Genomic DNA, 15,804 nt, shown 5'->3' on the forward strand with positions numbered 1-15,804 from the left:
ACCACCGGACACAACCGGTAGGCCAGCAATGACGAGTGAAGGAACTACCATGGCCTCTACGGCACTCCCCTCGCGCGACGATTTCGCCGCGCTTCTCAATGAATCACTTGGCGGTGAAGACGGCGGCTTCGAAGGCCGCGTCGTCAAGGGCACCGTGACCGGCATCGAAAACGACATGGCGCTGATCGACGTCGGCCTGAAGTCGGAAGGCCGCGTGCCGCTGCGCGAATTCGCCGCGCCCGGTCAGAAGGCTGACCTGAAGGTCGGCGACGAAGTCGAAGTCTATGTCGACCGCGTCGAAAACGCTCATGGCGAAGCCATGCTGTCCCGTGACCGCGCTCGCCGCGAAGCCGCCTGGGACAAGCTGGAATCCGAGTTTACCGAAAATGCCCGCGTCGAAGGCGTCATCTTCGGCCGCGTCAAGGGTGGCTTCACCGTCGATCTCGACGGCGCCGTGGCGTTCCTGCCCGGCTCGCAGGTCGATATCCGTCCCGTTCGCGACGTCACCCCGTTGATGGACATTCCGCAGCCCTTCCAGATCCTGAAAATGGATCGCCGCCGCGGCAACATCGTCGTGTCGCGCCGCGCCATCCTGGAGGAAACCCGCGCCGAACAGCGCAGCGGCCTTATCCAGACGCTCGCTGAAGGTCAGATCATCGAGGGCGTTGTCAAGAACATCACCGACTATGGTGCGTTCGTTGACCTTGGCGGCATCGACGGTCTGCTGCACGTCACCGACCTGTCGTACAAGCGCATCAACCACCCGAACGAGATGATCAACATCGGCGACACCGTCCGTGTCCAGATCATCCGCATCAACCGCGACACCCAGCGCATCAGCCTCGGCATGAAGCAGCTGGAAAGCGATCCGTGGGAAGGCGCAGCCGCCAAGTATCCGGTCGGTGCGAAGCTGTCGGGCCGCGTCACGAACATCACCGAATATGGTGCGTTCGTCGAACTGGAGCCGGGCATCGAAGGCCTCGTCCACGTGTCGGAAATGTCCTGGACCAAGAAGAACGTCCACCCCGGCAAGATCGTGTCGACCAGCCAGGAAGTCGACGTCATCGTCCTGGAAGTCGATCCCGAGAAGCGCCGCATCTCGCTCGGTCTCAAGCAGGCCCAGAACAACCCCTGGGACAGCTTTGCCGAACGTCACCCGATCGGTTCGACGGTCGAGGGCGAAGTCAAGAATGCAACCGAGTTCGGCCTGTTCATCGGCCTGGACGGCGACGTCGACGGCATGGTCCACATGTCGGATATCGCCTGGGGCATTTCGGGCGAAGACGCGCTGGCTCTGCACCGCAAGGGCGAGACGGTTCAGGCCGTCGTTCTCGACATCGACGTCGAGAAGGAGCGCATCAGCCTTGGCATGAAGCAGCTTGAACGCGGCGGCCCGGCCGCTGGCGGCACGACTGCTGCTGCTGCTGGTCTCAACAAGAACCAGACAGTTACCGTCACGGTTCTGGAAGTCCGCGACGGCGGCCTGGAAGTCCAGGCTGGCGAAGATGGCGCCACCGGCTTCATCAAGCGCAGCGACCTTGGCCGCGATCGCGATGAGCAGCGCTCGGAGCGTTTCCAGATCGGTCAGAAGTTCGACGCCTTGGTGACCGGTTTTGATCGCGCCAAGAAGCCGACCTTCTCGATCAAGGCGCTGCAGATCGCAGAAGAGAAGCAGGCCGTTGCTCAATATGGTTCTTCCGACAGCGGTGCATCGCTCGGCGACATCTTGGGTGAGGCACTCAAAGCCAAGAACGAAGGCTAATCCCTTCGGCATCTAACTAAAGTAATATGCCCGCCGGAAACTGCTTCCGGCGGGCTTTTCTATCCCAAAATGAGAAAACAACTACCGACATTGGATAATTGCATGTGAGAGGGGACTCACTATAACTAAACTGGGAACCAGAAGGGGGAGCTGGAGGACCAATGATACGTTCGGAATTGATTCAGACGCTGGCAGAAGAAAATCCAGATCTGGGCCTTCAGGAGGTCGAGAGGATTGTCGATCTCTTCTTCAAAGAGATTGTTGATCGCCTCTCCAGTGGAGGGCGGGTAGAGTTGCGAGGCTTTGGCGCCTTCACCACCCGTGCGCGCGATGCGCGGACCGGGCGCAATCCCCGTACCGGAGAGCAGGTGCCGGTCTCGGCCAAACGCGTACCCTATTTCAAACCTGGCAAGGAAATGCGCGAGCGGCTCAACAGCAAAGCGCAGTGATCATCAGCACATCTTGACCTGCGCGTCTGGACCGGTCAGGGAAAGCGCCATGCGGACGTGGCGAAATCGGTAGACGCAGCGGACTTAAAATCCGCCTCCCCCTGGGAATGCGGGTTCAAGTCCCGCCGTCCGCACCAAGGACATCATCCGTCAGCATGTGAATTTTGCCGCAAGGCTGGATATTCTGCCGCGCATCCCGCAATGATAGCGCATGGCCGGCGCGATCAATCCTCAAAGTTTCAGCGACTCCCTTGTCATTTTGGGAGCGGCGGGATTGGTAATCCCCGGCTTTGCTCGCTTCAGGATCAGTCCCGTCATTGGGTTTATTCTGGTCGGCCTGGCAGTGGGGCCGTCTGGTCTCGGCGCGTTAGTCGCTGAATATCCATGGCTATATCATGTCACCATATCGAACAGGGAAGCGATCGAGCCGTTCGCGGAACTCGGCGTCATATTATTGCTCTTCTCGATAGGGCTGGAACTGAGTTTTCGCCGTCTCTGGACCATGCGGGCCCAAGTCTTTGGCGTGGGCGCAGCTGAACTTATCGGTGGCGCATCGCTGATAGCGATGGGGCTTTACTTGCTCGGCCAGCCTCCCGCAGGCGCGATCGGGCTTGGCCTTGCGCTCGCGCTTTCCTCGACTGCCGTGGTGCTGCCGATGGTTGGTACACAAAGTGCGGTAGGGCGCGCGGCCTTTGCGATGCTCCTCTTTGAAGATCTGGCACTTGTTCCCATCATCTTCATGCTGGGCGCTCTTGCCCCCTCGGCAGCGGCAAGCGTCGACGGAGCTTGGGGCGAACTGGCGAATACACTTTTGAAGGGCGGCATCACGATCGCAGTGATGCTCATTCTCGGCCGCATCGTCCTCCCACATATTTTCAGTCAGGCTGCACGGACGAAAAGTCCCGAGGTGTTCCTCGCCGCGAGCCTGCTGGTGGTCATCGTTTCCAGCATCGCCACTTCTCTCGCAGGTCTATCACCGATTGTGGGTGCCTTACTTGCGGGCCTGTTGATCGCTGAGACCGAATATCATGGCGAAGTCGAAGTGATGACGGCACCCTTCAAGGGGCTCGCGCTTGGCGTGTTCCTTATTACGGTTGGCATGAGCCTGGATGTCAGGGTGATACTCGCGAACTGGCCCAACCTGATTCTGGCCGTGGTCGGGGTGGTCATCACCAAGACGTTGGTCACGGCAGCTCTGCTCTATTTCTCGGGTGCTCGAAAGGGCGTTTCCCTCGAAGTAGGGCTGCTGATGGCCAGCCCTTCCGAAACTACTCTCATCGTCCTCTCGACCGCGGCTGCAGCCAAGCTGATTTTGCCCTCCACCGCTGCTTTTTGGCAGATCGTTACGGCGATCGGCTTGACTATCACGCCGCTCCTCGCCCGTATCGGCCATGACATCGCGCGCAGGCTCGAAATGGCATTAGGCGAAGATACGCCTGAATTGCAGCAGGAAAGCACGGAGGCAGCGGCCGTCGTTATCGGCTTTGGCCGTGTGGGACGGATGGTGTGCGACCTCCTGCGGGTTCACAATCAGCGTTTTACAGTCGTGGAGTCGGACCCTGACGTAGTCGCTGAAGGGCGACGGGGCGGATATCCGATCCTTTTTGGCGACGTGGCGCGTGCCGAAATGTTGGACAAGCTTCGCCTCGGCCACGCCCGGGCACTGATCCTCACCATGGACGATCCGGTGCTATCGGTACGAGTGACGAAGAGAGTCCGGGGATGGGTGCCGGATTTGCCCATCATCGCTCGAGCGCGCGATACAGATCATGCCGCGCAACTTTATCAAGCGGGCGCCAGCGATGCTGTGCCCGAAACGCTGGAAAGCTCGCTTCAGCTGGCTGAGACTGCGCTGGTTGACCTGGGCGTGGCGATGGGCCCCGTTATCGCGTCCATTCATCAGACACGGGAAGATCTACGCATGGGCATCAAAGATGCGGCGCAACTGGAAACGGCCCCCAAATTGAGGCGGCTCCGTTCTGACGAGGTTGCCTAAGGCCCAACTGCTATGGCGTTATCGGATGCGGGAACGGGCATGTCGTTCCCGTCCCAATTCGGCTCCTTGTCCATCCGCTCCAACGTCTTGCTTGCGAACTCTGCCATATTGCCGCCGTGCGGGTTGTAAGCCACTGGCAGTAAATTACGCCGCGCCTGTTTGCGATCACCGACACGCAGTTGTTGCATTGCCAAGGTCATGCGCAGCCCAAGGTCGAAAGGCGCCAGTTCCGACGCACGCTCCAGCGCTTGAATTGCCAAGGAAGATGGTGTTTTCCCCTGACGGACAAAGCTATCATAATAATAGAAGAGCGGCAGTGGGTGGTCATTTTCGATGCGATTGAGGGCCGTGAAAGGAGCGCGTGCTTCCTTATAGCTCTCGTCGCGATCCGGTGCATCTTGCGCGATGCGATAGAGGGAAAGCCCCTTCTGGACATAGGCGTTGACCTGCCTCGGGTCCACGGCAAGGGCGGCATCGGCGGCTGCGACCGCTTCCTTATCGTTGCCAGCGTCATGCTCTGCCTCCGCCAACGCAGAGAGGACTGCGGCATCCTTCGGGAAGCGCGAAGCTATGGCGCGCGCGTCGGCCAGAACGGCCTTGGCCATTTCACGATCGACACCGCGCCTCGAACGAATGATGACCGGCATCACGGCGCTTGCCCCTGCCGTGATCCCTTGCACGACGACGGGGCCGGTTTTGATCATGCCGACGGGCAGCTTGATCATCGTCATCCGAGATTTGAGCAGATAGCGATCCAGCTCATGTTCGAGCTGGCCGAAATCTCCAAACGCTTCGATAGCAGCAGACCGCGGGTCTTTACCCTGAGACATAAGGGTGAGGTAGCGTGTAAGCTGGCCTTTCCTTTCGGCGCTGAAGGTCAGATAATGATAAAGCAGCCAGCTCTTGCCATAGAAAGCGTCGTACCTCTTGCTGCGGCGCTTTTCATAGGCGGCAGGGTCAAGCAAATCACCCGCGGTCACATCGGCTGCCATGTAGAGCTCATAGGCGCGATGCTGCGCCGGCCGTCCGAGTTCGACGCCGCCGTCCTTCGGAAATGCGGCTGACGAAAAAAAACTCCGCAGCACCTTCCGACATCCAGCGGGGCAAAGGAAAGCTGCTCGATCCAATCAGAAAATGATGCGCATATTCATGGAGCAGCGTGATCATTGACGTGTCGATTTGACCGCGCGTAGCCCTGACCTGCGGAACGATTGCGACCGATCCACCAGCGCGGGGCACATAAAATCCGCCTATATATTGCGAATTGGCCCCATACAGCTTTCGAACCTGCGCTTCACTACTCACAACATAAATAGTGAGGCGGTTGGACGGACTGGGAGGCAGGTTCGGCGATCCCGTGACCGCTGCCATTGCCGCATGGTAGCTTTCAAGCTGCTGCGAGAATAGGCGAGCCTCTGTCGCCCGGGTTTCCGCATAGACCACAAAATGGTCGCTCGAGGCTTCCAACCATTCGGCATGCGCAGCAGCGGGCGCCAGCAACAGACCGAGAGCAATAAGAAGCCGCATGATCCCCCCGAACCGGTTAGCTTGCCAGATTAGCGATGACTTGGACAGAAACAAGGTGGCGAAAGCTGAGCCAGAGCTTTGCCCTTGTTTGAGCTTCCGAAGGTCCGTGCGTTAAGCTTGGCCGTTAGTCAGAGCCACCTTTACCGCCTCGACTGCCGCAACAGCCTTGTCACCGTCGGGGCCGCCACCCTGCGCCATGTCCGGGCGGCCGCCGCCGCCTTTCCCGCCAAGTGCTTCAACGCCTGCGCGAACGAGGTCGACTGCGTTGATGGAGCCGACCAGATCGTCCGTGACTCCTACAGCGATGCTGGCGCGGCCATCCATCACAGCAAGAACTGCGGAGACGCCGCTGCCGAGTGTCGCCTTGTTCTGATCGACTATGCCGCGCAGTTCCTTGGGATCGAGCCCTTCAATCACCTGACCGATGAAATTCACGCCGCCGACCTTTTCCGGCCCTGCCGCCTGCGCGCCGCTACCGCCACCCAGAGCAAGCGCCTTCTTCGCTTCCGCCAGTTCGCGTTCCAGCTTACGACTCTGTTCGACGAGCGCCGCTATGCGCGCCGGAACCTCCTCGGGGGTGGTCTTGAGCGCGGCGGCCGATTGGCGCAGGCGATCTTCGCGGTCGGTGAGCCACAAGCGCGCGGCCTCACCAGTCAGGGCTTCGATACGGCGGACGCCAGAGGAAACAGCGCTTTCCGAAATGATCTTGAAGATCGCAATGTCACCCGTCGCATTGACGTGCGTGCCGCCGCAGAGCTCGACCGAATAGCTGTTTGCATCACCCTTCCCCATCGAAAGGACGCGGACTTCGTCGCCATATTTTTCGCCAAACAGAGCCATCGCTCCCGCCGATATGGCGTCATCGGGTGTCATCAGGCGTGTGGTCACCGCTTCATTGTGACGCACCTGCTCATTCACCAGGCTTTCGATCGCGGCGATCTGGCTGTGCGTCAGCGCTTCCGGATGCGAATAATCGAAACGCAGGCGATCGGGCGCAACCAGGCTGCCCTTCTGCGTCACGTGCGCGCCCAGCGTGTTACGCAGCGCGGCGTGGAGCAAATGGGTGGCGCTATGATTGGCGCGTATACGATCACGGCGGTTCACGTCGACCGAGAGGTGGACGGTATCGCCTACCTTGATGCTGCCTTGGCCGATCTTGGCCCGGTGAGCATGCAGGCGCCCCAATGGCTTGGCAGTATCTTCGACATCGGCAACCAGGCCCGACAAGGACGTGATCGTGCCCGCGTCGCCCATTTGACCGCCGCTTTCACCATAAAAAGGCGTCTGGTTGGTGACGATCGTGACCGTCTCGCCAGCGGTCGCGCTGTCGAAGTTCACACCGTCCTTTACGATCGCCAGCACCTCGCCCTCACCCTCGGTGGAGCTGTAGCCGATAAACTCGGTATTACCCGCTTTTTCGGCGATATCGAACCAGATTTCGTCGGAGGCTTTTTCGCCCGAGCCCTTCCACGCAGCGCGAGCCGCGGCCTTTTGTTCGGCCATGGCGGCGTCAAAACCTTCGCGATCGACGGTCAGGCCGCGCGAACGCAGCGCGTCTTCGGTCAGGTCATAGGGGAAGCCATAGGTGTCATAGAGCTTGAACGCAGTTTCGCCCGGCAGCGTGCCGCCTTCGGACAAGTCCAGGGTCGCTTCGTCCAGCAGCTTCAGGCCCTTTTCCAGGGTCTGACGGAAGCGGGTTTCCTCACGCAGCAGCGTATCCTCGATCAAGGGCTGCGCACGGACCAGTTCCTGATAAGCGCCACCCATTTCGGACACGAGGCTGCCCACGAGGCGATGCATCAACGGCTCTTTGGCGCCGATGATGTGCGCGTGGCGCATGGCGCGGCGCATGATGCGACGCAGGACATAGCCTCGGCCTTCATTGGCGGGCAGCACGCCGTCTGCGATCAGGAAGCTGGTCGAGCGGAGATGGTCCGCGATGACGCGATGGCTGGCCTTGAACTCGCCATCGATCGCGGTCTTGGTCAGCGCGCCCGATTCTTCGATCAACGCCTTGAAGGTGTCCGTATCATAATTGTCGTGGACGCCCTGCAAAACAGCCGCGATACGCTCCAACCCCATGCCCGTGTCGATGCTGGGCTTGGGCAGTTCGCCGACGATCTCGTTCGCTTCCTGCTCATATTGCATGAAGACGAGGTTCCAGATTTCGACGAAACGGTCGCCATCTTCTTCCGGTGATCCGGGAGGACCGCCCCAGATATGCTCGCCATGGTCGTAGAAAATTTCCGAGCAGGGACCGCAGGGTCCGCTGTCACCCATGGCCCAGAAGTTATCCTTGGTAGGAATGCGGATGATGCGCTCTTCCGGCAGGCCCGCAATCTTCTTCCAGAGGTCAAAGGCTTCATCGTCAGTGTGATAGACGGTGGCGGTGAGCTTTTCCGCCGGAAGCCCCCACTCCTTCGTCAGCAGGGTCCAGGCATGGGTGATCGCCTGTTCCTTGAAATAATCGCCGAAGCTGAAATTCCCCAGCATTTCGAAGAAGGTGTGATGCCGCGCGGTGTAGCCGACATTGTCCAGATCGTTGTGCTTGCCGCCTGCGCGAACCGATTTCTGGCTGCTGGTCGCGGTCGTATAAGGCCGAGTTTCAAGGCCGGTGAAAACATTCTTGAACGGCACCATCCCCGCATTGACGAACATCAGCGTGGGGTCGTTGTGCGGCACCAGAGGCGCTGAAGGAACGATGGTGTGGCCGTTCGCCCCGAAATAGTCGAGGAAGGAGCGGCGAATGTCGTTGGTCGATGTCATGCGCGCGATTTAGTGGGAAGCGCCCCGGCGCACAAGCGGGGCTTTTCATCGCAGCGGTCAAGCGGGGTCTCTTATCCGACAAGACACGCAAATCCCCCGTTTGGCGGCCCGGCGGCATTGCCCCTATCCTCAATCAAGAATAAGGCCGCGTCATGGATGACAATACCCGCCGCGCAGCTTTGGATTATCATCGGCTTCCTCAGCCTGGAAAGCTGAGGATTGAACCTACCAAGCGCATGGTCAATCAGCGCGACCTGGCGCTGGCCTATTCACCGGGCGTAGCGGCTCCTTGTCTTGAGATCACCGAAGATGCCGACAAGGCGATGGACTATACCGCGCGTGGCAATCTGGTCGCGGTAATCTCCAATGGCACGGCCGTACTGGGGCTAGGTTCGATCGGTGCCCTTGCGTCCAAGCCGGTGATGGAGGGCAAGGCGGTCCTTTTCAAGAAATTCGCCGACATCGACGTGTTCGACATAGAAGTGGACACGACCGATCCGGAGAAGTTCATCGAGGCGGTCGCGCTGCTGGAGCCGACCTTCGGCGGCATCAATCTGGAGGATATCAAGGCGCCGGAATGTTTCGCCATCGAGGCGGAACTCAAGAAGCGGATGAATATTCCCGTCTTCCATGACGACCAGCATGGCACGGCGATCGTCGTGGCCGCCGCCGTGCGCAACGCGCTGGTGCTGCAGGGCAAGTCTTTGGCAGAAGCGCGATTGGTGACGTCCGGTGCGGGCGCAGCGGCGCTGGCTTGTGTCGATTTGTTGGTTTCGATGGGCCTGCCAGTCGAGCATGTGACGCTGACCGACAAGGACGGGGTCATCCATGCGGGACGCGAGGGCATGCTGCCCAACATGGCGCGCTATGCGCGGACGACGAATGCGCGGACTTTGCCCGAGGTGCTGCCGGGCGCGAACATATTCCTGGGCCTGTCCGCGCCCGGCGTGCTGAAGCCTGAATGGCTTCCCCTGCTCGCTCCCAATCCGCTGATCTTCGCTCTGGCGAATCCGGAGCCCGAGATCAGGCCTGAGGTCGCGCGCGAGGCGCGGCCCGACGCGATCGTTGCCACGGGCCGCTCGGATTATCCCAATCAGGTCAATAACGTCCTTTGCTTCCCCTATATGTTCCGGGGCGCGCTCGACGCGCGCGCGACTGAGATAAATGAGGCCATGAAGGCTGCCGCCGCCGAAGCGATCGCAGCGCTGGCCCGCCTTCCGGCGCATGACAGTGTTGCGCAGGCCTATGGCGGGCGGCGGCTGGTTTTCGGGCCAGACTATATCATCCCGACGCCCTTTGACCCGAGGCTGATTGCCGAGATCGCGCCTGCGGTCGCCAAGGCTGCGATCGAGAGCGGAGTCGCGAAACGTTCGCTCGACATCGAAGCCTATCGCCGGTCATTGGCGCAGCAGAACACGCGTTCGGCGCAGCTGATGTTGCCGGTGTTCGAAGCCGCGCGAGGAACCTGCCGCCGTATCGCCTATGGCGAGGGCGAGGATGAACGCGTGCTGCGCGCGATCCAGGACGGGCTGGATGAGGGGATCGTCCGTCCGGTCATCATCGCCCGGCGGCGAATATTGGAGCAGAAGCTGCCAGGCCTTGGTTTGCGCTTCGAACTCGACCGCGATGTGGAGGTTGTTGATCCCGAGACCGACCATGAATTGCTGGCAGAGTTGGTCGAGGCATATCGTGCCATCGCTGCGCGCAAGGGTGTCCCGACAGCCGAGCTACTGCGCCATGTCTATCGGCGACCCACCGTCACAGCCGCGATGTTGCTTCGCACCGGGCGTGTGGATGCGGCGCTGGTCGGTGGGAACAGCGAATATTGGGGCCAGGTCGAGCATGTGCTGCGGATCATCGAGCGCCGGGCGGGACATAGCCGGGTCTATGCGCTGTCAGGATTGATCCTGGACGCCGGCGCGTTGTTCATTTCCGACACCCATATGGTGCCCGATCCTACGCCTGAACAGGTTGCCGAAATGGCCATCGCGGGCGCGACCGAGCTTCGGCATTTCGGCCTGACGCCCCGCGTCGCCCTGCTCTCGCACTCCAACTTCGGAGCGTCGCACAGTCCCAGCGCGCGGAAGATGCGCACGGCGCTGCAACTGGTGCGTTCGCAGGCACCCGACCTGCTGGTAGATGGCGAAATGCATGCCGATGCGGCGCTCAGTCAGTCTTTGCGAGAGCGGCTGGTTCCCGATGCGCGGTTCGAGGGACCGGCCAATCTGCTGGTCATGCCCAACCTCGATTCGGCGAACATCACGCTGACGGCGCTGTCAGCTTCCTCCAGTTCGCCTACGGTCGGGCCGATGTTGATGGGGCTGGCGCAGCCGATCCATGTACTGACACCTGGCGTAACCGCGCGCGGCATCCTGAACCTCACTGCGATTGCAGCGGCGGAGGTAGATCGGGAAGGCTGAGCTTAACCTTTTTCGTCCAACAAGGCGAACATGGCAGGATTGTTCAGGAACGTTGCGAAGCTGGCTGGCCCGAAGCTGTTGATCGGCGGCGCGCTCGGCGCTGTTGGGTTGCTGGTGGGAAGCTATGTGGATCGCGGGCGCGATCTGCAATCGCCGCGGCAGGATGCTCCCGCTCAGAAGAGGGTCTCTAGCCCGGCGCTGGTGGAGCGTAGCCGCTCGCAGCCGTTGCCGGTTGATCCCCATGCTCTGGTGGTCAAGAGCGTGTTGCCGATAGAGACACCGTTTCGCCACGGCGACTATGTCTGGGATGAGAGCCGTGCCCCGGCAGCGGGTCCAGTCATCATCACAGTGGACCTGAAGGCGCAGACCTTGTCCGCTTTTCGGGACGGTCATGAGATCGGCGCGGCGGTGATCATCTACGGCGCGGACGACAAGCCAAGCCCGCTTGGAGCGTTCCCGATCACGCAGAAGGACGCAGACCATGTATCCAACCTTTACGACGCGCCCATGCCCTACATGCTGCGGCTGACGAATGACGGTGTGGCGATCCACGGCAGCGATGTCCAATGGGGCAATGCCACCCATGGCTGCATCGGCGTGCCGACAGCCTTTGCCCGCAAGCTGTTTGCGGCAGTCAAGCTGGGCGATCTGGTAATCATCACGCAGGGCAAAATGCTGGATACCAGCCATGTCGGCAAAGCGGGCTGAACGCGCCTAATCCTGTCGGCAGAGCGCGTTTCCGTTACGATCTTCCGCTCGCAGAGCAACGCCGGCCTCGCTGGCTGATCGAGGAAAGCTGACGCCCTCCAACGATCCACGGCCTTCGCACAGGGCGGCGCATTTCATGTCGAGAACCCCGGGGAAGGCGATTTGATCGCCATCATACTGAGCCACGATGATACAGCGACCGCCACGGTCGAAACTGAAGATCAGTTTATCCCCGGCGCGTCTTGCACTTCCCTGCCCTCGGCAGCTCTGATCTTCTCCGAACACCGCTTCCACGCCGAAGCGCAACTCACCGGCTTGAGCGGGGATGATGCAGAGACTGTCGCTGCCCGCCTCATGGCGCCTGCGGAAAAGGCCGACGGGAGACGATCTGGAGTTATCCGCGATGACGCCGCTTTCGATCGCCGCGCGCTCCAGCCCCGATGCGGAAGCCATGTTGCCCGAAACGGTGCCTGACCGCTCGCCGTTACCTTGGCAGGCGGCGAGCAGCGACAGGAGGGCTAGGCTATTCCACCGTATCGACAGCCGTCAGTCCTTCCGCGCCAACGCGACGGAAAAAGCAGGAACGCGCACCAGTATGACAGGTGGGACCCGCCGGAACTGCCTTCACCCACACCGCGTCCTGGTCGCAGTCGATCCGGAGGTCACGCACCTCCAGCATGTTGCCGGAGGTCTCGCCCTTTTTCCACAAGGACTGGCGGCTGCGCGACCAGAAATGGGCCAATCCCGTCTCTATCGTCAGTGCCAGCGCCTGATCATTCATATGGGCGAGCATCAACACCTCGCCGGTGGCAGCGTCAGTGACGACCGCTGTGATCAGCCCGTCGCGGTCATATTTCGGATTGAGGGTCAGCCCCTTGTCGCGTGGTTCGTCCATAGCCCGGCTATAAGACGGTCGAAGGCCGATGCGAAGCCCATGCGACGAGAAAAAGGGAGAAGATGGGGCGATCGACGGGATCCGAACCCGCGACCTCTGGTACCACAAACCAGCGCTCTAACCAACTGAGCTACGATCGCCACAGGGCCGTTTGGCCCAGGAGAGATGCGGCACATATGCGGCCATTGGATGGCCGTCAAGCTGACAAATGCGACTATAAGACTGAAAAAGAAACGGGGCGCGAAACCGACGGTCCGCGCCCCTCTTCCCTCTGTTCAGTACATCAGCGCAACGGAGCGTTTTCCCCCTGTTGCAGCTACTCTCCCAACCATCTGGCCGCGATGCCAAACGGTCCTATTGTGCAAGTGGGCGCCGATGACGACGCCAGTTCCGATCTTAATTGACCGAGTCTTTGAGGCCCTTGCCAGCCTTGAACTTGGGCTGAGCAGACGCCTTGATCGTCATGGTTTCGCCAGTGCGCGGATTACGGCCCGTCGATGCCTTGCGCTGGGAAACGGAAAATGTGCCGAAGCCGACAAGGCGAACTTCATCGCCCTTCTTGAGCGCGGAGGAGATAGAATCGAACACGCCTTCAACAGCCTTGGTCGCGTCGCTCTTGCTGAGGCCGCTGCTTTCCGCAACAGCACTGATCAAATCCTGCTTGTTCATACCTTTGGAACCCCCCTTCTAAATGTGTGAATACCTAAGGAATCGCGGCATAGGCGGCGCAATAAGGCGCAGCTTTGAACGGCTGTCAAAGGGAAAGCGACGAAGCCGCCACCTCCAATGAGATTTTCAGCCACAGGCTGAAATCTCACTGAACGTAGCGGTTAATCAGCGTCGCACTTGCAATCAGTGACGAAGCGTTGCGTCACCATCCCGCCCAGCGGCAGGACTCGGCTGAGCAGCGAGGTCGTCCTCTTCCGTCCAGGCGATCGCTTCGGGCACTGACACCAGTGCGCGGGCAAGCACCTCGTCGACATGGGATACGGGTACGATTTCCAGCCCTTCCCGGATATTAGCGGGGATCTCTGCCAGATCCTTCTCATTCTCCGCCGGGATCAGCACGGTCTTTATGCCACCACGGAGGGCCGCCAGCAGCTTTTCCTTGAGGCCGCCAATCGGAAGCACCCGGCCACGCAGCGTGACTTCGCCTGTCATCGCCACATCCTTGTGGACTGGGATGCCGGTCAGCGTCGAAACGATGCTGGTCACCATGCCTATGCCCGCCGACGGTCCGTCCTTCGGCACCGCGCCTTCGGGCAAGTGGATATGGATATCCTTGCGCGTGAAGATGCTGGGCTTGATGCCGTAACCGGGCGAGCGCGCCTTCACATAAGAGAAGGCCGCCTGAACGGATTCGTTCATCACCTCGCCAAGCTTACCCGTGGTGCGGATCGCGCCCTTGCCCGGCACGGTGACCGCTTCGATGGTCAGAAGCTCGCCGCCGACTTCGGTCCAGGCCAAGCCAGTCACGGCGCCGATCTGGTTCTCTTCTTCACCCACGCCATGGCGGAACTTCCGGACGCCAGCATATTCGGCAAGATTTTCAGGCGTGATCGTGACCTTGTCATAGACGCCTTCCAGTATCTTGCGGAGCGCCTTACGGGCCAGCCTTGCCACTTCACGTTCGAGCGTGCGGACGCCCGCTTCGCGCGTATAATGGCGGATCAGGTCGCGGATGGCCGCTTCGGTGACTTCCAGCTCACCTTCCTTGAGGCCATGCGCGTCGATCTGCTTTTGCAGCAGATGGCGTTGCGCGATCTCGACCTTCTCGTCCTCGGTATAGCCTTCGAGCCGGATGATCTCCATCCGGTCCAGCAGCGGCTGCGGAAGGTTCAGTGAGTTGGCCGTCGTGACGAACATGACGTCCGACAGATCGACGTCGATCTCCAGATAGTGGTCCTGGAATTTGCTGTTCTGCTCCGGATCGAGAACCTCCAGCAGAGCGGACGCCGGATCGCCCCGGAAATCCTGACCCAGCTTGTCGATCTCGTCCAACAGGAAGAGCGGGTTCATCGTCCCGGCCTTCTTGAGGTTGGTCACGATCTTGCCGGGGAGCGAGCCGATATAGGTGCGCCGGTGACCCCTGATTTCCGCTTCGTCGCGCACGCCGCCAAGCGACTGGCGCACGAATTCACGTCCCGTTGCTTTCGCGATCGAGCGTCCGAGCGAGGTCTTGCCGACGCCCGGAGGACCGACGAGGCAGAGAATCGGCCCCTTCAGCTTGTTGGTGCGCGCCTGCACCGCGAGATATTCGATGATCCGATCCTTGACCTTTTCCAGCGCGAAATGATCCTCATCCAGGATCGCCTGCGCGCGCTTGAGGTCGGTCTTGACCTTGCCCTTCTTGCCCCAAGGCAGGCCGAGCAGCACATCGAGATAATTGCGTACGACCGTCGCTTCAGCCGACATGGGCTGCATGCCCTTCAGCTTCTTGAACTCGGCCGTCGCCTTTGCCCGCGCTTCCTTGCTGAGCTTGGTCTTGGCGATCTTGTCGGCGAGTTCGGCGAGTTCATCACCCTCCTCGCCTTCGCCATTACCCAGCTCGCGCTGGATCGCCTTCAGCTGCTCGTTCAGATAATATTCGCGCTGGGTCTTCTCCATCTGCCGCTTCACACGGCCACGGATCTTCTTTTCGACCTGCAGGACGCCAAGCTCGCCCTCCATGAAGGCGAAAACCATCTCCAGGCGCTTGACCGGATCAGCCTCGACCAGCAGCGATTGCTTGTCGGCGACCTTTACGTTGATGTTGGCGGCGACAGCGTCCGCCAGACGGCCGGCGTCCTCGATCTCACGCAGTTGGACCGGCGTCTCGGCGGGCAGCTTCTTGTTGAGCTTCGCGTAATTCTCAAACTGCTCCGCGACAGAGCGCATCAGCGCTGCTGCCTCGGGCCCTTCAGCTGCAATCTCCTCCATCGGCTGGACTTCGGCCACGAGATGGTTTTCAGCCGTACTGATCGACTGCAATTGTGCGCGATGCTTCCCTTCGACGAGAACCCGGACGGTGCCGTCAGGCAGCTTCAGGAGCTGAAGCACGATCGCGATGACACCGGTGTCGTAGAGCGAGTCCCGGTTGGGATCATCCTCGGCAGGATCAAGCTGCGAAACGAGGAAGATTTCCTTGTTTCCTTCCATCGCCGATTCAAGAGCAGCGACGCTCTTGTCGCGGCCGACGAAGAGGGGGACGATCATCTGCGGAAACACGACGATGTCGCGCAGCGGAAGAAGGGGATATTGCGTAGTCATTCAATCTCCGGAGGGCCGCTCCATTCTTGGCT

At 60.6% G+C, this 15,804-nt stretch carries 12 protein-coding genes and 2 tRNA genes; 6 read left to right on the forward strand and 8 right to left on the reverse strand.

Annotated features, from left to right (window positions below; all coding sequences use genetic code 11):
* The first annotated feature begins 49 nt into the window (after positions 1–49).
* The 4 genes from rpsA to ACYU8T_RS05480 all read left to right on the forward strand — a co-directional run bounded on the left by rpsA (position 50) and on the right by ACYU8T_RS05480 (position 4,207).
* Positions 50–1,762 carry a 30S ribosomal protein S1 gene (gene rpsA, locus ACYU8T_RS05465; protein ID WP_097091605.1) on the forward strand — a complete coding sequence of 571 codons (1,713 nt, stop codon included), beginning with the start codon at positions 50–52 and terminating at the stop codon, positions 1,760–1,762.
* 161 nt (positions 1,763–1,923) lie between these two features.
* Positions 1,924–2,211, forward strand: coding sequence for an integration host factor subunit beta (locus tag ACYU8T_RS05470; RefSeq protein ID WP_097091606.1), 288 nt, complete (start codon positions 1,924–1,926; stop codon positions 2,209–2,211).
* Between the two features lie 51 nt (positions 2,212–2,262).
* Positions 2,263–2,348, forward strand: a tRNA-Leu gene (locus ACYU8T_RS05475).
* A 74-nt stretch (positions 2,349–2,422) separates the two neighbouring features.
* Positions 2,423–4,207 carry a cation:proton antiporter domain-containing protein gene (locus ACYU8T_RS05480; protein WP_461158760.1) on the forward strand — a complete coding sequence of 595 codons (1,785 nt, stop codon included), beginning with the start codon at positions 2,423–2,425 and terminating at the stop codon, positions 4,205–4,207.
* Here ACYU8T_RS05480 and ACYU8T_RS05485 read toward each other — a convergent pair.
* Genes ACYU8T_RS05485 through alaS form a run of 3 tightly spaced genes read right to left on the reverse strand, consistent with a single transcriptional unit; the run spans position 4,204 to position 8,500 of the window.
* A complete protein-coding gene (locus tag ACYU8T_RS05485) occupies positions 4,204–5,199 on the reverse strand; it encodes a tetratricopeptide repeat protein (protein ID WP_461158761.1) in 996 nt (331 codons plus the stop codon). The genes ACYU8T_RS05480 and ACYU8T_RS05485 overlap by 4 nt on opposite strands.
* Before the next feature lie 7 nt (positions 5,200–5,206).
* The gene (locus tag ACYU8T_RS05490) at positions 5,207–5,788 is read right to left on the reverse strand and encodes a hypothetical protein (RefSeq protein ID WP_461158762.1); all 582 of its coding nucleotides are present in this window, start codon (positions 5,786–5,788) and stop codon (positions 5,207–5,209) included.
* Between the two features lie 57 nt (positions 5,789–5,845).
* Complete coding sequence (gene alaS, locus ACYU8T_RS05495; RefSeq protein WP_461158763.1) at positions 5,846–8,500, reverse strand: alanine--tRNA ligase; 2,655 nt, start codon at positions 8,498–8,500, stop codon at positions 5,846–5,848.
* A gap of 152 nt (positions 8,501–8,652) precedes the next feature.
* On the opposite strand from alaS, the gene ACYU8T_RS05500 reads away from it, so the two are divergent.
* Both ACYU8T_RS05500 and ACYU8T_RS05505 read left to right on the forward strand, forming a co-directional pair.
* The gene (locus ACYU8T_RS05500) at positions 8,653–10,920 is read left to right on the forward strand and encodes an NADP-dependent malic enzyme (RefSeq protein ID WP_461158764.1); all 2,268 of its coding nucleotides are present in this window, start codon (positions 8,653–8,655) and stop codon (positions 10,918–10,920) included.
* 30 nt (positions 10,921–10,950) lie between these two features.
* A complete protein-coding gene (locus ACYU8T_RS05505; RefSeq protein ID WP_461158765.1) occupies positions 10,951–11,628 on the forward strand; it encodes a L,D-transpeptidase family protein in 678 nt (225 codons plus the stop codon).
* Positions 11,629–11,634: 6 nt separating this feature from the next.
* Here the strand turns inward: ACYU8T_RS05505 and ACYU8T_RS05510 are convergent, their stop codons facing one another.
* From ACYU8T_RS05510 to lon, 5 genes are all read right to left on the reverse strand, one after another.
* Entirely contained in the window at positions 11,635–12,165 is a 531-nt protein-coding gene (locus tag ACYU8T_RS05510; protein WP_461159754.1) for a hypothetical protein, read from the reverse strand.
* Complete coding sequence (hisI, locus tag ACYU8T_RS05515) at positions 12,152–12,523, reverse strand: phosphoribosyl-AMP cyclohydrolase (RefSeq protein WP_461158766.1); 372 nt, start codon at positions 12,521–12,523, stop codon at positions 12,152–12,154. Before hisI ends, ACYU8T_RS05510 begins: the two co-directional genes overlap by 14 nt.
* A 63-nt stretch (positions 12,524–12,586) precedes the next feature.
* Positions 12,587–12,663 (reverse strand) — tRNA-His (locus tag ACYU8T_RS05520).
* Between the two features lie 256 nt (positions 12,664–12,919).
* Positions 12,920–13,192 (reverse strand): HU family DNA-binding protein, encoded by a 273-nt coding sequence (locus tag ACYU8T_RS05525; RefSeq protein ID WP_097091614.1) that lies wholly within the window; start codon positions 13,190–13,192, stop codon positions 12,920–12,922.
* Between the two features lie 183 nt (positions 13,193–13,375).
* Complete coding sequence (gene lon, locus ACYU8T_RS05530) at positions 13,376–15,772, reverse strand: endopeptidase La (protein WP_461158767.1); 2,397 nt, start codon at positions 15,770–15,772, stop codon at positions 13,376–13,378.
* Positions 15,773–15,804: the final 32 nt, after the last annotated feature.

The organism is Sphingobium sp. TomMM35A (genome assembly GCF_054771735.1).